At 56.6% G+C, this 20,846-nt stretch carries 16 protein-coding genes; 5 read left to right on the top strand and 11 right to left on the bottom strand.

The window, feature by feature from the left end; all coding sequences use genetic code 11:
* Positions 1-470 (bottom strand): helix-turn-helix domain-containing protein (locus B1526_RS01410; protein WP_235606977.1); only part of this gene is annotated, 470 nt, incomplete at its 3' end.
* A gap of 288 nt (positions 471-758) precedes the next feature.
* Here B1526_RS01410 and B1526_RS01405 point away from each other — a divergent pair.
* On the top strand, positions 759-1,322 hold the full coding sequence (locus B1526_RS01405; RefSeq protein ID WP_095614357.1) for an arsenate reductase/protein-tyrosine-phosphatase family protein: 564 nt from the start codon (positions 759-761) through the stop codon (positions 1,320-1,322).
* A 117-nt stretch (positions 1,323-1,439) separates the two neighbouring features.
* Here B1526_RS01405 and B1526_RS01400 read toward each other — a convergent pair whose 3' ends face one another.
* Complete coding sequence (locus B1526_RS01400; RefSeq protein ID WP_095614356.1) at positions 1,440-2,576, bottom strand: glycosyltransferase family 1 protein; 1,137 nt, start codon at positions 2,574-2,576, stop codon at positions 1,440-1,442.
* A 199-nt stretch (positions 2,577-2,775) separates the two neighbouring features.
* Between B1526_RS01400 and B1526_RS09050 the strand changes: the two genes are divergently transcribed.
* Positions 2,776-2,940 carry a low molecular weight phosphatase family protein gene (locus B1526_RS09050; RefSeq protein WP_157908665.1) on the top strand — a complete coding sequence of 55 codons (165 nt, stop codon included), beginning with the start codon at positions 2,776-2,778 and terminating at the stop codon, positions 2,938-2,940.
* 25 nt (positions 2,941-2,965) lie between these two features.
* Here the strand turns inward: B1526_RS09050 and B1526_RS01390 are convergent, their stop codons facing one another.
* The 3 genes from B1526_RS01390 to B1526_RS01380 form a co-directional block, all read right to left on the bottom strand.
* On the bottom strand, positions 2,966-3,880 hold the full coding sequence (locus tag B1526_RS01390; protein WP_095614354.1) for a glycosyltransferase family 2 protein: 915 nt from the start codon (positions 3,878-3,880) through the stop codon (positions 2,966-2,968).
* A 33-nt stretch (positions 3,881-3,913) separates the two neighbouring features.
* On the bottom strand, positions 3,914-5,035 hold the full coding sequence (locus B1526_RS01385) for a glycosyltransferase family 1 protein (protein ID WP_095614353.1): 1,122 nt from the start codon (positions 5,033-5,035) through the stop codon (positions 3,914-3,916).
* 142 nt (positions 5,036-5,177) lie between these two features.
* Positions 5,178-6,353 (bottom strand): acyltransferase family protein, encoded by a 1,176-nt coding sequence (locus B1526_RS01380; RefSeq protein ID WP_095614352.1) that lies wholly within the window; start codon positions 6,351-6,353, stop codon positions 5,178-5,180.
* A 329-nt stretch (positions 6,354-6,682) separates the two neighbouring features.
* Here B1526_RS01380 and B1526_RS01375 point away from each other — a divergent pair, with 329 nt between their 5' ends.
* Positions 6,683-9,931 carry a leucine-rich repeat domain-containing protein gene (locus tag B1526_RS01375; RefSeq protein WP_095614351.1) on the top strand — a complete coding sequence of 1,083 codons (3,249 nt, stop codon included), beginning with the start codon at positions 6,683-6,685 and terminating at the stop codon, positions 9,929-9,931.
* Between the two features lie 96 nt (positions 9,932-10,027).
* On the opposite strand, the gene B1526_RS01370 is transcribed toward B1526_RS01375, so the two are convergent.
* The 4 genes from B1526_RS01370 to B1526_RS01355 are packed head-to-tail and all read right to left on the bottom strand — an operon-like array spanning position 10,028 to position 14,897.
* The gene (locus B1526_RS01370) at positions 10,028-11,149 is read right to left on the bottom strand and encodes a glycosyltransferase (protein ID WP_095614350.1); all 1,122 of its coding nucleotides are present in this window, start codon (positions 11,147-11,149) and stop codon (positions 10,028-10,030) included.
* An 8-nt stretch (positions 11,150-11,157) separates the two neighbouring features.
* Positions 11,158-12,297, bottom strand: a complete 1,140-nt coding sequence (locus B1526_RS01365; protein WP_095614349.1) for an EpsG family protein — start codon at positions 12,295-12,297, stop codon at positions 11,158-11,160.
* Entirely contained in the window at positions 12,294-13,790 is a 1,497-nt protein-coding gene (locus B1526_RS01360) for a lipopolysaccharide biosynthesis protein (protein ID WP_095614348.1), read from the bottom strand. The genes B1526_RS01365 and B1526_RS01360 overlap by 4 nt, the downstream gene beginning before the upstream one ends.
* A 36-nt stretch (positions 13,791-13,826) precedes the next feature.
* Positions 13,827-14,897: a polysaccharide pyruvyl transferase family protein gene (locus B1526_RS01355; RefSeq protein ID WP_095614347.1), complete on the bottom strand. Its 1,071-nt coding sequence runs from the start codon at positions 14,895-14,897 to the stop codon at positions 13,827-13,829.
* 131 nt (positions 14,898-15,028) lie between these two features.
* Here B1526_RS01355 and B1526_RS01350 point away from each other — a divergent pair, with 131 nt between their 5' ends.
* Positions 15,029-16,039, top strand: a complete 1,011-nt coding sequence (locus B1526_RS01350; RefSeq protein WP_095614346.1) for a glycosyltransferase family 2 protein — start codon at positions 15,029-15,031, stop codon at positions 16,037-16,039.
* 32 nt (positions 16,040-16,071) lie between these two features.
* Positions 16,072-17,085 (top strand): glycosyltransferase family 2 protein, encoded by a 1,014-nt coding sequence (locus B1526_RS01345; protein WP_095614345.1) that lies wholly within the window; start codon positions 16,072-16,074, stop codon positions 17,083-17,085.
* 84 nt (positions 17,086-17,169) lie between these two features.
* Here B1526_RS01345 and B1526_RS01340 read toward each other — a convergent pair whose 3' ends face one another.
* The gene (locus B1526_RS01340) at positions 17,170-19,842 is read right to left on the bottom strand and encodes an Ig-like domain-containing protein (RefSeq protein WP_162287915.1); all 2,673 of its coding nucleotides are present in this window, start codon (positions 19,840-19,842) and stop codon (positions 17,170-17,172) included.
* A 324-nt stretch (positions 19,843-20,166) separates the two neighbouring features.
* A partial coding sequence (locus tag B1526_RS01335) for an S-layer homology domain-containing protein (RefSeq protein ID WP_133088397.1) occupies positions 20,167-20,846 on the bottom strand: 680 nt, incomplete at its 5' end.

Below are 20,846 nucleotides of genomic sequence, written 5' to 3'. Positions count from 1 at the left end.
TTCGAATGCGGGAACGAGAGCACGAAATAATGCATGCGCCGGCGCACTCCCTTCCAGTACACGTCGCTCTGGCCGAAATCGGCCTGCGCCTCGCCAGGATGCCACGACAGGTCCAGAAAGCCGCGCTGGCGTTCAAGGCCGAACTCACGTTTGAGCTCGCGCACCTTGCGCGTCACGGTGGACAATGACACATCAGCGCCGCACTCATCAACCAGACGCCGGTGGATACGGGTCGCCGTATGACGCTGCTTCGACCACGTCCGCCGGTCCTCGGCCAACCAGCCCTCGATCAACGGCACCCACCGGTCGATCTTCGACGGCCGCTCACGCCTCACCGGCGGCCTGTCGGACAGGTCGACCTCCCTGAGGTACTTGCGCACCGTCGGCTCGCTGATACCCAGCTCGCGCGCAATCGCGGCGACGGACGCACCTTCCTTTCGCATGCAACGGATAGAGTGAATGACGGACATGCTGATCATTGCCTTTCCGGACCTTTCAACTGGAAGAAGTCAGACGCTCCCAGTCAAACAAGGCCCTGTAACAGTGGTCGGCATGCTCCCATGACCAAACCCGAAACTTTTACATGACTAAAACCGCAATCTCTAATTGAACACAAACAGTTACCACCTACTCGACTGGTATGGTTTGCAGTCTCCCCTAAACTGGATGGCTAGCAATTAGATCTATTCACTGAATGACGGATGCATGGCGCAACGAACCATATTCGACTGTGCTGGCATTGATCCGAAAGGACCCACATGAAAGTACTGTTCGTGTGCACTGGCAACATCTGCCGCTCGCCGATGGGCGAACTCATGTTCCCACTGTTCTTTCATGACGATTCGATTGTGACGGACAGCGCCGGCGTCCAGGGGCTCATCGACAACCCGATCGACCCATCGAGCGAACGTCTCATGCAGATGGATGGCATTGACGCCTCCTCTTTCCGCTCCAAGCGCCTGACACCGCAGCTCGCGATGGGCAGCGACCTCATCCTGTGTTTCACCGAACACCAACGCAAGAAGATCGTCGAACTCGCGCCACGCAGCCGCAGCCGCACATTCCTGCTGACCGATTTCGCCGACCTGTGCACCTATTGCCGAGACAACAACCTTATTCAGGGAGAGACACTCACGGACCGTCTCGATTCGGTGCTGATGAACGCATCGCTCGTGCGGCCGATGCTGCCACCGGCACATGAGATCGACGACCCCTACCGCAAGGACTTCCCGGCATTCGAGACTGCACACGCGCAGATCGGCGAAGCGTTCGCAAGCATCGCCGCGGCCTTGGAACCGGCAAGGGGTGTACACGCAAATTGAAAAACAGCGTGAATGGTCTCCATAAATCTAGCAGGCTATCACATGTTTTCCAAAAGCCGAGGAAGCCTCTGTCCTCCACGCAACCGTTTTCAACACGAGCTTGCATGACTTGCCGACTCAGCCAAGGGAAGCCATGAGCGACTCATACCAAGTCTGCAGCTGCTGTGCGCTATCTTCGATGTCATATCCATGATCCTTGAGAGTGCTCCTGAACTGCAACCGATCTATTCCCCGCTGTCCAGCTCTCAGCACTGCATCTGCCCAGACTTCAGGGCTTTCTTGCAGAGAGAGCACAGTAATCAGATCCTTCTCGAGAAAGGTCTCAGACGGCACACGGTCCGAGGCCACCACCGGAAGCATCGCAGCCTGCGCTTCTATGGCAGTCATGCCAGCGCCCTCATACAACGAGGGAAACAGCTGCACGTCAAATGCGCTGTTCCATTCATTCACGTTAAGCTGGTTCCCCAGGAGGAAGGCCGCGTGGCCTATGCCCAGATCCCTGATTCGCTGCTCAATCTCTGCTCGCTGATTGCCCTCGCCGAGCATGATGAACACCGCATTCGGCTGTCGTTTAAGAATCTCGGCGAACACTTCAACGGAAAACAGATAATTCTTCTGTGATGCAAGTCTGCCTACCTGCCCAACAACGAACTTATCGTCAAGGTCATACTGGCGTCTCAATGCTTGCCGAGGCCCCGCTGAGAATGCATACTGGTGCACATCAATCGCATTCTTGATGATGTGCACACGACCTTTCCTCACCGCGTTTTTGCCGAACAACCACGCTCCGGCCGTCTCGGTGCAAGCCGCCAGCGCATTGGGATACACGCGAGAGACAGGTCTGAGCATGTTCTTGGCTGCGTCTCGTATGAGTTCCTTTCGGTTACTCATGCTGTGGTTATGAGCGATGCGAATCTTCACACCATTCTTCTTAGCTACACGAAGGGGGAAAAAGCCCAGTGAATTGATATTGGAATGCACGATATCAGGGTGAATCTCTGTCAGTACCTCGGACAATGCGGCATCGTACTGGGGAAGATGCAGAAGCCCGACCTTGGGAATACGAAAGACACGACCACCCAAGGCACGAATCTCATCCTCGGGTACCTTTTTGGAATCGTCATCCACAATGAAGTCAAACGTCACTTTGGTGCGGTCGAGGGCACGGTAATGATTCATAATGGTGGATTCGACGCCCCCAACCGCCATATGCCCCATAATCTGGGCCACTCGAATAGGCGATGACGCATTCATACCAACGATTCCTCTCCTTCAACCAGTTCCTTTAACTCATCAGAATATACCAACACACCAACAGCATGGATGACATTACAAATCTAGGAAGGACGTGTATGAAAAACTTCAACAAGGCTGCCATTGTCTTTGAACATGTCAAGAGACTAGATATTGATTACTGGTGCTCCGTCAGATGCTCGTGTTAGATTCGGCACTGATGAACGCGTCGCTCGTGCGGCCGATGCTGCCGCCAGCACATGAGATCGACGACCCCTACCGCAAGGACTTCCCCGCGTTCGAAACCGCGCATGAGCAGATTGGTGAGGCTTTCGCCAATATCGCGGCTGCACTTGAACCGGCGAAGGGCGCGCACGCGCACTGAATGCATATGCGCGTGCGATTGCGGTTCACCGCTCAAGAAGATACGTTTTCATCGTCTTCAGTACAGTGATGTATTCGGCTGCACGCATATGATGAAGTGGTGCGTGCAGCATACCCCGCTTCATCAATGCCCGCAGGTCGCGTTTGAGCTCGTCTGCCTGTGCGTGTTCATCACGTTCCAGCGTGAGCCTGCACACCGACTTGTAGACGAGCGTCGCGCCGCGCATGACATCGAAATACGCGCATGTCACGAGATCGGCATCGTGCCGCTGCGTGAACTCGACCTCCAGTTGCGCACGGACGAGCCAATCCTTCTTGTTCCCCAACGACGGTTGACGTGAAATCGAGTCAGGCACCTCACGATAATGGTATCCGTGGTTTCCCTGCGTCAGGCACATGCGCTCGGCCCGTGATATGAGCTGCTGCAGCATAAGCACGTCCTCGCCGATCGTCACGTCTGCGAAATCCAACCCGCTGTACAGGTCCCGACGCACACAGGACGCCCACAGTGTATGGTCCGCGCGGGCGAGCAGGAACGCCACCATATCCGCCGGAGCACGCAATATCGCATCCGTGGTGCCCGAGATCACGATATCGGCGTCCGACTGCTTCATCAGGTCCACATATGACGACACCCAGCCCGCCGCCACCCAATCATCACTGTCGATCCACATCACGGCATCGCCCCGTGCATGCCGCAGACCGGTCCGGCGAGCCTGTACATGACCTGCGTTGGGTTGGTGGATGACGCGTATGCGCGCATCCTGAGCCATATATTCATCACACATCGTTTCGGAACCGTCATCGGACCCGTCATCGACGATGATGACTTCGATGTTCGAGTAATCCTGACGGAGGACACTATCAATACATGACCGTAGGTATTCACGGGAATTATATACCGGAACAATGATGCTCACGAGCAGATCATCTTGTGTCATGTTCGTTTTCCCTAATCCCAAGTCGACCAAACGTCACCCTACGAGCGATTCATACCAAGCCTGCAGATGCTGCGCGCTTTCCCGGATATCGTATCCGGAGGCAGCAAGTTTCGTTCGTGCTCTTGTTCTATCCGTCTTATATGTGCCGACCTCCAACACACGCTGCGCCCACACATCGGGGCCTGCGTCGAGCGGCAGCACGGTGATCAGGTCACGTTCGACGAACGTCTCATCCGGAACATTGCTGGAAGCGACAACCGGCAGTGACGACGCCTGCGCTTCCGTCGCGGTCATGCCCGCCCCCTCATACAGCGACGGGAACAGCAGGACATCGAATGCGCTATCCCATTGTTCGACATTGGACTGGTTCCCCAACAGGAACACGGAGTCGTCGACGCCAAGCTCATGTGCGCGGCGTTCGACCTCCACGCGCTGATGCCCTTCCCCAAGCCCAACGAATACAGCGTCAGGCTCATGCTTGAGCAGTTGCGCGAACACATCCATCGAGAACATGTAGTTCTTCTGCGGGACGATTCGCCCCACTTGGCCGATCACGAGCCTATTCGCGAACCCATAATGGTCGCGCAACGCCTCTCTCGATTCCATTGAAAACGCAAAGCGACCTACATCGATCGCATTGGGGATGATTTGCACACGATGTTGTTTGACCGCTTCAGCCCCGAACAGCCACTCACCCGCCATTGCCGTGCATGCCGCCAATGCAGTGGGATAGGTGCGAGACAATGGCCGTAATACGTTTTTGATGGCATTCCTTGTGAACTCCTTCTTATCGCTCATGCTATGGTTATGGGCGATACGGATGGGAATTCCGGCCTTCTTGGCTATGCGCAATGGAAACACACTCAACGCGTTCACATTGGAATGCACGATGTCCGGCTTTGTTGTCGCCAGTACATCATAGAGCGCCCGATCATACCGGTGAAGGTGGTCGATGTTCGGAATCCGGAACACCCTTCCGCCCATTGCCGTGATCTCATCCTCAGGGACAAACGGCGACTCCTCGTCCACAATGAAATCAAACGTCACGCGATCATGGTCGAGAAAACGATAGTGGTTCATGATCGTTGTCTCGACACCGCCGACAGCCATACGCCCCATGATTTGCGACACCCGAATCAGCGGTCTCTCGCTCATTGATATGTCTCCCTCTACACGATGCACATGATCCAGCTGACAAAAACGTCACTGCATAGTGGCTTACGCGTTATCCTCACCTATTCTTATGCATGATAGCGCATAATGGTTGAATACTCTCTCACCATATCCGCATACGACATCATTGCACCTTCATCGAAGCGGCCGCCGTGAGCCTATCCAATATCCGGACCCCTGAGTCTCGCATCGCCCTGAGCCTCAAGACAATCCATCTGTTCTGCCGCTCAACGTTGCGGTCTATCGTCCAATCGAACACCCAATGGCGAACCATATCAATCGCGAGCGCCCCCACATAGACGGCGACTGCCATGACGAACACCTGCCCGATCGCGGCGATGCCGACCGATGTCCGCGCGGCCAACGGTTTGAGCACCATATCGGCGAGCGGATGCGTGCACACCAGATAGACGGCGAGCGTGGAAGCGGCGATGTAATTGATTACCGCGCTATGGCGTGGCTTCGCGGTCGTCGCGCATATGACGATGGCGAGTGCGATGCAGATCGAGGACAGGCACCGCGGTGAGTTCATCCACAATGACCATACGATGCGGTTGGGCAGGACGCACTGGACGAGCAGCTGACTGCCCAAACCGACCACGAGTCCGAAGATGAGCAGCCTGTATGCCATCGTCCGGTTCATGCACAGGTCGCCCATATGCCATTTGGCGAAGCAGATCAGGATGTACAGATAGAAGAAGAGCAGGACCGAATAGCCCATGTTCAACGGGAACAGCCGCCATGGTGTCCATCCGAAGACGATGATCAGACCCACGCATAGCGCGGCATGCGTATTGTGTGACAGCGAGCGCAATCCCCGTGTCAGCAGTGGGCATATCATCAGGAACAGCATGTATGCGGTCGGATACCACCACATGTTCGCCGCGAATGGGAACACTGTTTTCAATCCGAGCGATGCGAGTGATTTCATGCCCGGCACGCCTCCGTATATGTGCCAGAACACGATGCATCCGGCGAACAGGAGGAACGACCAGAACCACAACTGCTTTTCGAGATGCCAGCATCGTGATGCGTTCTTCGCATAGCGCTGTTGTTCGTCGCATAGGAACCATGCGCTGATGATGAAGAACAGGCAGTCGCCTACACCGCCCCAATTGCCGAGGAAGGAGACAATCAACGTCGAGCCGAGCCGTTGCCCATAACCCGCGCCCATGTCAAGATAGTTGGATGCGCCCCAAGGCGAATGGTTGAACATGACCATCGCCATTGCGATGAGCCGGACGAGCTCCACATTGGAGTTGCGTATTGTTTTCCCACGTTGCGCCTTGTGGCCCGCCATCGTCGTCCTCCTCTTCCATCGATGCTGGTAGCAACACTGTCGCTGCTCTTCCCAGTACCGAAGCTAGCATCGACGCCGGTCAACCCTTGCACCCCAAGGTGTGCAGCATCGTCACAGCACCACATCCAGACGGTGTCGCAACGTGCGGACGCATTCCCTCACATTTCCATCACAATAATTTGCAAGAATTGCAAAAGTCAGGTATACAGTTATTTATTGGATCATACAGTGAGATACGTGGCCGATCATCAGACGAGGGGTGGAGCCGCAATGCCGCAACTCGCTCCATACGTGATTGATTGCGACGTATCCTGAGAGAGAGAAGCATCATGGGTTTTCTTCATCATGTCCGGAGGTACATCGGCGCCGCCCTCGCATGCGCGTTGCTCGTACCGGCACTGCCCGCATACGCCGAGGAGGGACGTGCGGCGGCGAGCAGCTGCACGATCGGCACAAGCACGTTCACACAATGCCTTCCTGATGGCAACCTTGCCGCAGCGGTGTCTTCGGCGGCGCACGCGGACGTCAACGCGGTCATCACACAACAGTCGGTCGATTCGGTCTCCTCGCTCCACGCGCGCAATGCGCAGATCAAGGACCTGACCGGTTTGCAGACCTTCAACAAACTGACGGATGTCCAGCTGTCCAACAATTCGATCGAATCGATCGACCCGTTGGCGTCGATGACCCAATTGCGTTCGTTGCAGCTGTACAACAACCGGATCAGCGACCTCACGCCACTGTCGAAGCTCACGTCCCTTGAGAAGCTCGGCCTTGGCGACAACGCGATTTCCGATATCACTCCGGTGTCGTCGTTGGGCAATCTGAAATCGCTTAACATCTCCCATAACACGGTCGACAACATTGCCGCCGTCCGTTCGCTCGGCAATCTTGAATACCTCTGGGCCGCAGGCAACAAACTCTCCAACATCGATGCCGTCAACGCGTTGACGAAGCTCCTCGGTGGGGACTTTAGCGAAAACCAAATCACGAGTGTCGCCAACGTCACCGCCGACCCGGAACAGTATCTCGTGCTCACCGGGCAGCTCATTGAGAGCGTCGTCACCGTGAACCGCGGTGACACCGTCAGCGTGCAGATGCCGATCGGGTACGACGGCAAGCATGTCGCGCCGTCCTCGGTCGACAACAACGGCACCTACAATGCCGACAACGGCCACATCAGCTGGAAGACGACCGACCAATACAGCGGCATGGGCTTCACAGCCGTCTTCATGTCGCAAGGCGGCGGCCAATCCGGCGATATGCCGTTTTCCGGCGTGGTCCGTCTCCGCGTGGTCTATAACGGGGAACCCGACCAGTACCACGTGACCGATGGCATGGGCGCCAGGCCTTCGAAGAAACCGCAGCAAATCACCGCGGCCCATCAGACCACGTGCACGGATGGCACATCCACGATCGCCGATTGCTTCCCCGACGCCGCGTTCGCGAAGGCCATCGCATCCGCGCTCGGCGCTTCGGTCACCGATGTCGTCTCCGCGCAGAAGCTTGACACCATCGAGGAGATCTCGGCGCCCAACGCCGGCATCACCCATATCTCCGGCGCCGAGCATCTCACCAATCTGAAGTCCGTGTTCCTGAGCGGCAACCCGATAAGCGACCTGTCACCGCTCAGCACACTGCAGAAGATCTCCAACATCCAGATCTACGATGCGATGATCTCCGATGTCTCCGCGTTGTCGGACAAGCCGGAACTGTGGGGGCTTGGACTCGGCAACAACTACATCGCCGATTTCGGCGTGATCAAGAACGTCCCCAAACTGGCTTGGGCGGACATCTACTCGAATCTCGTCAACGATGTCTCGTTCGTGACCCAGTGGCCACGTCTGGATGCGCTGTGGCTTTCCGGCAATCCATTCACCGACGTCTCCCCGATCGCGAAGATTCCGCAGCTGCGGCGCCTGCAGTTGGAAACCAACTCGATTTCCGACATGTCCCCGCTCAAGGACTGCACGCCGTCCCAGTATTCGATGAACGACAACCAGGCGATCAAGATGGAGGACGTGACCGTCGAAGCCGGCGGTTCCGTCACACTGCAGATGCCGAAAGGCAAGGCCGGTGGCTATCTGCACCCGACCGAACTCAGTGACGACACCGCCGTGTTCGATGGGAAGACCGGCACTGTGACGTGGAAGAACGTCAAGAACAAGGGCACCTACTACGCGTATTTCAGCGAATCCGACGATATGGATTACCTGTATGGCGGCGTGGTGTTCCGTACTGTCAACGTGGACTTCCAGGACAAGACCGCCCCCACGTTCGGTCCGATCTATGACACGTACGCGACGATCAACGAACCCTTCGATCCGTTGATGGATGTGACGGCAAGCGACGATGTGGACGGGGACGTCACCTCTCGCATCACCGTCGCGCTCAATGAGATTGATATCCATACGCCGGGAACGTACCGCGTGCGATACCACGTCCAGGATTCTGCCGGGAACGAGACGTGGGGCGGACGCCGTGTGACCGTCACCGACGCCACGATCAAATCGATCAAGACATGGCCCACCTATGCCGAGCTCAACAAGCCGGTGACCCCGAATGAATACGCGGAGGCCACATGGACGGACGGCAAGGTCAGTACCGAACGCGCGATGTGGGAGAAGATCGACCCCGCGCAATTCGCCAAAGCCGGCACATTCGAAGTCCAAGGCACGGTCCACGGGCAGAAGGTGACGCAGAAGGTCATCGTACAGGCAAAGGTTCAGAACGTAGCGGTCGCCGGGGAGGCGGCCATAGACGGCTTCCTGCTCCTCAATGCCAAATCCACGGCGCAACTGAGCGCGAAGATCACGCCTGAAGGGGCCACCGTCGCGGCGACGAAATGGACGTCCGCGGACGAGAAAATCGCGAAGGTCGATGCGAAGGGTACGGTGACCGCCGTCGCCCAGGGATCCACGACGATCACCGTGGATGTGGACGGCAAGACCGCCTCGATTCCGGTCAAGGTGCGCCCGCGTTTCACCGATGTCCCGACGGACACCCTGTTCGCGAGCGACATCGACTGGCTCGCTTCGGTCCGCATCACGACAGGCAACACCGATGGCTCGTATGGGTACAACGGCACGCTGACGCGTCAGGACATGGCGGTGTTCATGTACCGTCTCGCGAAGCTCCGTGGCGACAAGAGCGCCGTCGATTTCAAACCCACTGCCGCCGATTACAAGCGGTTCAAGGACGTCAAACAAGGGCAATGGCCCGCCACGGAGATACTGTGGATGGCTTCCGTGGGCATCACGAAAGGCAACACGGACGGCACATTCGGTTGCAACGACAAGCTGACGCGTCGCGATATGGCGATATTCCTGTACCGCCTCGCGAAGCATCTTGGCGATACGACAACCGAGGGCTTCACCCCGACGGACGCCGATTACAAGAAGTTCTCCGACATCAGGAAGGGCGACTTCGGCGCCTATGAAATCCTGTGGATGTCTTCCAATGGCATCACCAATGGAAAGTACGATGGTTCATACGGTTGCATGGATGCGCTGAGCCGCAAGGACATGGCCGTGTTCCTGCACCGGATCAACGAACACATCAAACACAACCACAAATGACAGATGATGCATGGGAGGCGCCCACACCGGCATACCGGTGTGGGCGCCTCCCACTGTGCCTATGCACGCCATCATATGCCTTCGATGGCGGTTCCCTCACGCGAGCAACGAATCGTATATGGCTTTGAGATACAGAACACCATCGGCACGGTCATACCCATGCTCGCGTACGATGGCAGCGGCTTTCCCCCGGCGTTCCATGTCAGGCGCATGCCGTTCGATGTCGGCGACCGCGTCGGCCCACGCCTCCACGCCATGGTCCAGCTCTTCGAAACGGACCGTGCCGGTGATATCCGCCTCCGCCGTGATCGCGGACGATGCGAGCACTGGCACCCCATTGGCCTGTGCTTCCACAAGCGTCGTGGGCAGTCCCTCATACAACGATGGGAACAGCACAAGATCCGCCGCACTGAACAGGCGGTGCACATCGTTCCTGCGACCGGTGAAGATGACATGGTCCTGCAGCCGCAATTCGGCGGCGTGCCGCTCGAGCGCTTCGCGAAGTTCGCCCTCACCCACGAGCAGCAACGTGGAATGCGGCTGACGGGCACGGTACTCGGCAAAGACATCAAGGAGGAACTTCTGGTTCTTCTGCTCGGTGAACCGTCCAACATTCATCAGCACGGTATCGGTGCCGGCGATGCCCAATTCCCGGCGCACCTCCGCGCGGTCCTGCGGACGGTAGACGAACCGTTCCGTGTCGATGCCGTTGTTGACGATTTCGGCGGCGTGCGCATCCTTGCCGAACATGTATGCCGCGGCCGTCCGCGAGCATGCGAGACGCGCATCGGCGAGCGGTTCGATCCATGGGCGCACCATGTAGTGCAATGCCGAGACGGCAGAACGCACGGAAGGCCTTGTGTTGTGCGAATGGATGATGACCTTGCTGTCCGCATACCGCCGGGCATACGTGATCGGCAGATATTTCATCAACGAATTCTTATTGACATGGATGATGTCAAACCGCCGATGCATCAGTTCCCGCAGCCATCGGCGGTATCGCGCACTGCCATAGCGGCCTTCCATTTCAATGAACCGGTCATCGGAAATCGGGATGCGGCGACGGATATCGGCATCCTCCTGTTGTGTCACGACATGCACATCGAACCATTGCCGCAAGGGGCAGATCTCGTTGGCGATGAAGGATTCGATGCCTCCCCACCGGTCACTCGCCTCGAATACAAGGACGGACGGTTTTGTGTTGTTGTCATTCGCCATCGTGCATCTCACCAGATCGTCACATTCGGGTCAAAGAACGGATGATACGGCAGCACTTGCGAAGCACCATTGGTCAGTGGATACCTCACCATCCAAATATAATACAGCACACAAATACCCGTACATATGGCATAGTACAGCGTTCCCTTCGTCACTTTGCGCAGCATATACGGCACCGAGACAAGTTGGAAGAACGCGAAATACCAGACGAACCGATACCCGACCGGAATCACGATTTGCAGGAACGCGAAGCCCAACGCAAGGCTTTGCGCTACGACATACATTGTCCCTTGCTTGTCATGGGTGATGTTATCGCGTGTGATGAACACGATGACAAGGAACAGCACGAAGAACGCCAAATTCGCATAGACCAATGACATATCGGCATAGCCGACGTCGAACTGGCCGTTGATATAGACAGCGAATCGCGAATCGCCGGTCAGTTTGACGAGCACCGAACGGACCGGCCCTTGCCCCAACATTCCGAACAGCGGAAGCAGCGCAGCGAGCGCGAGAAGTATTTTATTACTCAAAAAATAAAGTACATAAAATATAATCATCACTTCTGCGCTTTTATGGAGCAGGATGCCCAGTATGAGCAGCGCAACGGCACCGACGTACCGTTTCTTGAGCAACAACAGGAAACCGACGAAGAGCGTCGCCATCGCGACATACTGCGCCACAAAGCAGAACGAACGCAGATAATTGAACGACGTGAAGAACAACGCGACTGGCACGAGCACATATTTCGACTCCATGCAGAAGCCGATGTATATCATCGCGATCGTATAGAGCGCCATACCTGCGAAGAACCATTGATTGCTGCTGAACTTCGCGAACGCCGCGATGACGAGGTCGAAGAACGGATCGTAATGGGAGGCGTTCCCTCGGCGCACTTCCTCAAGGGAGGGGACGTACGAGTACATATAGTCGAATCCCGTGTCATAACGCATGCCACTGAGCAGGATGTACACAAGCGCCGAACACATGATCACGACGACGCGGCTGGAACGAAGCGACACAAGACTGCGACGCGCATGAAGGGAGAGGTTCCCACGCTCTTCCATGCCTGTGATTTGCCGTTGCATCACATCGGCGACGAACGCGAACGCCACGGCGGCGAAAAACACCAGCAAGTACAGCTTCATGCCGCGCTCCTCTCGTCCTTCGCCAACTTCTTCATCTTACCCTGCCGTATAACGTCCCTCACAATCGGCATCACATCGACGATCTGCAGCACGACGACGATCGCGAACAACAGGCTCGCGTAGATGGAATAATGGGGGATCTGCAGGGCCATGACGACGGATTGGACGATCAACAACGCCAATGACGGCAACACCGTGGCCCAGTGCACCTCGACGACGATGTATCTGCGGGAAAACCACATACGCAACACAAGGACGACGACATTGCTCAGAATCATCGCCAGACAGGCCCCCTGAAGCCCCATAACAGGTAACAGCAGATACGTGGCGACGACGATGACGATTGACCCGGCGACCGTCGTCGTGAACAATGTCTGCGTCTTCATGCTCGCCGTGTACACGGTGCCGAAGAACGCGTTCATCGTATTGAAATAGAACGCCACGATAAGCGGGGGCACAAGCACCCATGAGCCATAGAACTCCTTTTGCAGCATGAGGCGCGCAAGCCAGGGGGCGAGCAGGACGATCGCCGAGGACGAGAGGACCATGCCGCACTGGAACACGCGGAATATCTTCGTGAAGAACGCCGATATGTTCGTGCGACGGTATTCCTGGAACGCCGAAAGCGTCCACGCCTGTTGGAACACGCCGCAAATGATGTTGAGCAACGACGGTATCTTCGACGCCGCGGCGAACAAGCCCGAATACGCTATGCCAAGCATAGAAGTGATGAAGAACCGGTTGACGCTCGTACCAATCCACCAGAACAGCGCGTTCGGGATGAGCGGCAACGAATAGCGCAGCATCGGGCGCAGGCGCCGCACACATTCGTGTGGCGTGACGACGGAGAGATAACGGACGAGATGGCCGCCGAACAGGTAGAACAGGCAACCCAATACGTTGCCGATGATCAACGACCAGAAATAGCCTTGGACATTCGCATGCATCACGCCGATGAAGACGTATGCGAGCGCGCCGGTGGCGAATGCGGTCACGGTCGATGCCACCGGGATGATCTTCACTTCGTTGACGGCACGCGCCACATTGTTGAAGTACATCTGGTAGGCGTTCGCGGCATAGGACAGCAGGAACAGCCATGAATAGTCGCCGAGGCCGCCGAAGATACCAAGACGCAGGCATGGCAGGCAACATAGCACGATGACGCAGCTGAGCGTCACGACAAGCAATCCTATCGTGATGTATTGCTTGTTGCGTTCCTTGTCCTCAAGCGCGTACCGCAGCGTCGCGTCCGCGATTGACAATGTGGCGAGCGGGATCACGAGGTTGATGACGATGACCGACATATCGGTTATGCCGAATTCGGCCGCCGACATGTACCATGTATACAGCGGCACCAGGAGGAACGTGATGAGCTTCGTCGCGATCGTGTTCAGGCCGAACAGACCGATATTGACCAGTAGATTCTTGTATTTGCCCACTACGCCCTCTTCAACGGAACGAATCGTCTCGCGCTTCGCATCTTTCCTGTACACGTTTCCTATGGCACGCCAACTCCGCCGCGCTGAATACTACCGTACGGCGGCGATGAGCGGCTGGAACTCCTCCAGTATGCGGTCGCGCGGATACGCCGTGTCCGCGTGCAGCACCGTCCGCAACGCGTCCCCGAGTTCATGGACGTCCTCGATGTACTGGACATAGGGAAGGTCCTTGATCCATTCGTACACGCCACCGACCTTGCGGTTGCTGTTGGCGAGCGCGACACACGGTGTGCCGGTGATCGCGGCGAAGATCATGCCATGCAGACGGTCGGTGACGACGACCTGCGCGGACGCGAACCGTTGCAGCAAGCCCGCGACGACATCATGCCGGCGTTCCAACGGGATGAACTTCTCCTCCGCCATCGTGTCCATATACGTGACCGCCATACCGCTGCGGTCCGCGACATGCCGGATGACCTCCCAATCGTCCTGCGTGAGGCTACGTTCCGCGTCCTGACGCAGCACAAGCGCCATACCGTTGCGCGTCAACCCATGCGGCACATAGGGCGTCACATCCATGCTCAACACGATGTCCGGCACAAGGGAGACATCCGCCGTCGGATATGCTTCCTTCATCAGTCCCTCGGTCGTGCGCTCCCTCGCGAACAGGTGCAAGTCGGTGCAGTTCCGGTAGACCTTCTGGGAGTATCTGAGCCAAGGTGAATCGGCATCCACATAATGCATCGTCTGCGGCATGATGACGCTCTTCATCCGCGGGAAACACTCGAGCGCTTCGCACCGTTCGAATTCGAAGCCCGGATACATGTCCCCCATATTGCCGCCACCTTGGAAACACAGGATGTCGTCGGCGCGCAGATATTTGCGCAGCAGACGCTCGTATTCAACGAAGGCCATCGTCGGGATCTCGATGACCGTTCCGTCGAAGTAACGGTGGAGGAATGCGAGTTCGGCTTCAGATATCGCAAGATCGCCGATATTGTCATACGTCGCGGAACCAACCAGGATGCACGTGCGTCGTCCCCGAACGGCGGTGAATTCATCGAGGTGCGCATCGTATCCCTTGATATATTTCCCGATATTCCCTAATTTATTTATCCTCGAGAATCCAATAGCGAATTTCGCCCTCTTCGTCAGCTTCATATCGGTCAGATTATCAGTATTTCACGACGCGCCACCTACAGGAGCCGACGTACGTGACTCGCGCACGCGCCATCCACCACCTTCGATACATTGGAAACCAAACCACGGTGAGAGGAGTGCGGGAGCAGATCATGCAATCGGAGACACAACCACTGATTTCAGTCATCGTCCCCATCTACAAGGTGGAACGGTATCTCGACGACTGCATACAATCCATCGTCAATCAAACCTACCGCAATATCGAAATACTGCTGATCGACGACGGTTCCCCCGACAATTGCCCCGCACTATGCGACGAATGGGCGAACAAAGACAGCCGCATCACCGTATACCACAAACCAAACGGAGGACTCGCCGACGCCCGCAATTACGGACTCGACCGTGCGAACGGCGCATGGATCTATTGCGTGGATTCGGATGATTGGATCGAACCGACCCTCCTCGAACTGACCTACGGCAAAGCACATGACACGAACTCCGACATCGTCTCATTCGGCTACCGCTGGGCCAACGACGATGGCACCGAGTTCCGCGAATCGCAAGACACGCTGCGCATGCCGAGCGAGGGGCGACGCACCTCGGATGAGGCGCTCACCGAGCTGTGGAGCAACGCCGTGCAGAACTACGCATGGTCGTTCCTCATCCGCAGCGACGTCTATGACGGCATCCGCTTCCCCACCGGCATGCTCATGGAGGACGTGGGCACGACATACCGGCTCTTCGGCAACGCCGACCATGTCTATTTCCTGCCGAAGCCACTGTATAACTACCGCATACGGCCTGATTCCATCCTCGGTAGGATGACGCCGGAGGTGTGCAAGGCGGCACTTTATTTCGTAGGCGAAGTGGATGACTATATGCGGCGCAACAAGCCGCAGCTCAAGACCGTGGAAATGGACTGGTCGGTGCGCTACCTGTGCAACGCGATGCTATGGGCCTACCAGTGCAAGGACGCATGGGACAAGGACGAGTACCGGACATTCCTGCGCGAGACACGCATCCGGCTTCGCGCACGCAACCGGCAGCTCGGCATGCGCAACATGTCGAAAGCGCTCATATTCAAAAGCGTGATGCTCCGCGCGCATATGCTCGGCCCGCTTGATTTCATCGCGAGCCACATCAATGTGGCCACGAGCCGGTAACCACCCACCATGCCAACAGACAAGGCCGCTTCATGACCGCCAATGCCAATAACGAACCGCTCGTCAGCGTCATCATCCCCCTCTACAACGTTCGGCCGTACCTTGACAAGTGCATCGCATCGGCCGTGAACCAAACATATCGGAACCTCGAAATACTGCTGATCGACGACGGTTCAACGGACGGTTCCGCACAGATCTGCGACACGTGGGCACAACGCGACGCCCGCATCACCGTGTTCCACACAACCAACGGAGGCATCGCGACCGCGCGCAATTACGGACTCGATCATGCGACAGGCGACTTCATATATTGGATGGATTCTGATGATTGGATCGACGACGACCTCATAGCGACCGCGGTCGCGACGTCACTCGATACGGATTCCGATATCGTCTGTTTCGAATACAACAGCGTATCCGCGGACGCTTCCGTGGTTCGTGTCTCCGACGACGCCGCCAAATTCCCTTCCGAACGGCGCTGCACCCCCGAACAGGCACTCGAACTCATGTGGACCGATCAGGTGCAGAACTTCCTCTGGGCATTCATAGCCAAACGCAGCCTCTACAACGGTCTTCGATTCGGCGATGGCCTCGTCATGGAAGACATGGGCATCACCTATCGACTCTACGAGGCCGCGAATGCCATCTACTACCTGCCCAAACCACTGTATTATTATCGGGTTCGCAAGACATCGCTGCTCGGCGAAAAAAGTGCGCTCATGCCACGCAGCACGCTCCATTTTGTACCGATCGTGACCGATTACGCATTGACGCGCTATCCGAGACTCAAGACCATTGTGCTCAACTGGGCCGTACGGTATCTCTCCGGCGCGGTGATCTGGTCCTACCAAGGGCGCCGCAATTTCACCGCCGAAGAGTACCGGCAATTCAATAGGCAGGCAAAGCAGCTGTTGGACACCTACATCCGCGCATGCGGCATCACTAATCTCACGAAGACCAATCTGATCAAGACGGTGATGATCCGGATGCACTGCATGTGGCTCGTCGACGCCATCTCCCGCAGGCGAAGCGAACGAAAGGTGTGATTGCCCAACCCGTGCTCTCGACTATGGCAATGGGGTCCGCTCCGGTTGTGGAGCGGACCCCATTGCCATCACAGCCAGGATCCGTCAGGCGACGAGTTTGTCGAGGCGGTACAGGAACGCGGCCATCGCATGGCGCTGCATGTCACCATACGCGCCGAACGAACCATCCGCATTGCCGTTCGTGATACCCACCTTGGCCATCCACAGGATCTCCTCGGCACCGAACATGCCCTCGGACACATCCGAGAACCGCCCGTACTCCGCAGCCGAAGGCCTGTACGAACCCGCACCCTCGACACCCGCCAGACGCGCATAACGCGCCAGGAAGATCGCCATGTCACGACGGTTCAACGTCTTGAGACCCTCATACCGGCCATCCGTGCCATTCGCGATCCCATGCGACGCCATCCACAGGATCTCCACCGCACCGAAATCACCCCTGCGCACATCCGAGAACCGCGCGTAATCCGCATCCGACGGCACATACGACGCCGCATCACCGACACCATGCACCTTCGCCAGACGATACAGGAAGATCGCCATGTCACGACGGTTCAACGAATCCGCATACCCATACGTGCCATCCGAATTACCCTTCGTCACACCCACCGACGCAAGCCACTCAATCTCATCATGGAACATCGTGCCCGCAGGTACGTCCTTGAAGCGATCAGCCGCCCCACCATCCTTGGTGACCGTGAGCACGATCGCAGCCGACTTGTCCGAAGCGCCCACTGAAATCGCCGTGATACCCTCGGATTTCGCCGTGACCTTGCCATTGCCGTCAACGGTCGCGACCGCGGTATCAGACGACGACCAATACACCGGACCGACAACCGCATTCGACGGCGAGACCTTGACCGACAACTGTGCCGTCTTGTTCTGCGCAAGCGAAAGCTTGTTGTTCGCGACGCCGGGACCGGTGATCGCGAGCGAATCCACCGACACGGCCTTCAGCACCGTCACCGTGACCGACGCCGATTTACCGCCGGCGGTCGCCGTGATGGTGGCGGTGCCCGGTGCGACTGCATGCACCTGACCGGTCGAGGACACCAAAGCGACATCGGCATCCGACGACGCCCACTGCACTTGGGCACCCGACGTCGCCGGCTGCACGGTGGCGATCAGGTTCAGCTTGGCCCCCACGTTGATCGAGGCCTTGCCCCCGGAGACGCCGGTACCGGACACAGCCACCGAATCCACGGTAGTCCCGGTGACCGCAGGCAGCACATGAACGGTGATGGTCCGTTCCTTGCCGTCACACTGCGCAGTGATTCTTGTGGTGCCCGGCGCTACGCCGGCAAGAAGCCCATCATAATCCCCAATTCTGGCGACGGAAGGGTCTGCCGATTCCCAATACGTATACTGGTTCGAAGCGTTTTCCGGCTTGATGATCGTGCTCAGCTGCTTCCAAGCGCCCACGCGCAGCGACACTTCTTGATTGGTCGCACCGTCACAGATGACATCAATGGAATCGACAGGTACATAGCTGCTATAGTTGGTGAGATAAATCTCCACCGGATATGTGAACCCAAATCCCGCATCATAGTCATAGCTGACATAGTCATCCGAATAGTCGCTTGCAAGTGTCAGAACAGTGCCCGTAAGCGTCGCCTTCTTAAGGTTCGACACCTTTGAAGGATCGAAGTTCGGATCGACAGAGGCGATATCGAACGTACCGTCGGACGTGCTAGGACGATATACGCCCGAGTCGAACACCGCACCGTTGGCAGGTTTGTTCTTCAAGGTGAGAGAGAGCAAAGGCACCCATGAAATACTCGCCCGTTGCAAGGTATCCCCATCGGGAAGCGCAAGCGTAGGGATCTCTTCTATATTATACAGATTCAATCGCGCCAAAGATGTGTTCCCAGTGAGATCCAGAGGAGACCTAATGGTCATATAACGCAGTGAAAGATCCGTAAGCGCCTTGTTTGTCGACAAATCAATGTCATCTGTTTCAGCATCCTCTATATCTAGAGTTTCCAAATGCGGATACGACGCAAAATTAACATTGCCGATGTCGCCGTCATACGTCAAATAGAATGAAGTCAACGTATCGGTCTTCGGCAACTGGAACCCCTGAATGTCGCTCGGCAAGTCGAGGGACAATTCATTAAGCTGTGTCATCGAGGATAGGTCCAACGTATCGAGATGGTTTGAAGACAGAGAAAAATCACGCAGAAGATGCTGACTGCTGAGATCGATATGCTTGAGCGAATCAAGAGATAGCGACAAGTTCGTGAGTTCCGTATTATTCGCTAAATCAATTTCGTCAATCTGCGCTGAACTTATATATAAATAATTTAGTCTATCATTGTTTGCAATATCAATGGAAGTCAACTTTGGAGCACTGACACTAAGATACTCCAGATTGATATTATTCGATACATCAATCGACTCGAGACTATCCGTACTGACAGTGATATCTTTCAAATTCGGTTTGATGCCGAAGTCCAAGCTCTTAATATAGAATCCAGAGATATTCAAATCCGTCAATGCAGGCAGATGTTGAATACCCTCCAGAGATTCCGCATCGCTGACATATAGATAAGTGAGATCATTAAGTTCAAACTCATTCAATACGCCATCGCCGTCATAGTCGCCTTGCGACACTGCTTCCCTCAGATGCTCGTCAGGGAACGTCTGCTCATTGATTGACAACGTTTTCGCATCGGCGGCGTACGCCATCGGCGCAATACCCACTGACACCGCCACGGCAAGCAAACATGCCGTCAGCCTTTTCCCCCATTGTTGCATGGGTCCTCCTTCTTCTTGACTCGGCATACTACGATTTGTGTAGTTATGTTGTATTTTCCGAGATATATTCAGTATTCCCTATGCATACCCCACTGTCAAACGCTATCGCACGTAATAAGACGACCATAATGCACCAACCGCACACATGAACTCGTTTTCTATTCGCACCCCACAATACAATCTGCTCCGCGGTACGAAACCAGCACCTATGCGTACCCCCGGCGCAACACATATTGCCTCTTGCACACAAATGAGGGTGGGTGCGGACCATTTTGGCCCGCACCCACCCTCGGTTTCAGTTGTCGATCAGCTTATCCGGTGGTTTCAGACGAGTTTGTCGAGGCGGTACAGGAACGCGGCCATCGCATGGCGCTGCATGTCACCATACGCGCCGAACGAACCATCCGCATTGCCCTTCGTGATACCCGCCTTCGCCATCCACAGGATCTCCTCGGCACCGAACATGCCCTCGGACACATCCGAGAACCGCCCGTACTCCGCAGCCGAAGGCCTGTACGAACCCGCACCCTCGACACCCGCCAGACGCGCATAACGCGCCAGGAAGATCGCCATGTCACGACGGTTCAACGTCTTGAGACCCTCATACCGGCCATCCGTGCCATTCGCGATCCCATGCGACGCCATCCACAGGACCTCGACCGCACCGAAATCACCCCTGCGCACATCCGAGAACCGCGCGTAATCCGCATCCGACGGCACATACGACGCCGCATCACCGACACCATGCACCTTCGCCAGACGATACAGGAAGATCGCCATGTCACGACGGTTCAACGAATCCGCATACCCATACGTGCCATCCGAATTACCCATCGTCACACCCTGCGCCGCAAGCCACTCAATCTCATCATGGAACAAGATCCCAGCAGGCACATCCGAGAACCGATCAGCCGACTGACCAGACTTCGTGACGGTGACGATAAGCGACGCCGACTTGCCGGACACGGTCACCGTGATCGCGGCCATGCCCTCCTGCTTCGCGG

The sequence above is a fragment of the Bifidobacterium criceti genome, assembly GCF_002286935.1.
Classification (GTDB): Bacteria; Actinomycetota; Actinomycetes; order Actinomycetales; family Bifidobacteriaceae; genus Bifidobacterium; species Bifidobacterium criceti.
Note: the sequence above shows the minus strand (reverse complement) of the source record. Positions and strands in the feature narration are given on the sequence as shown.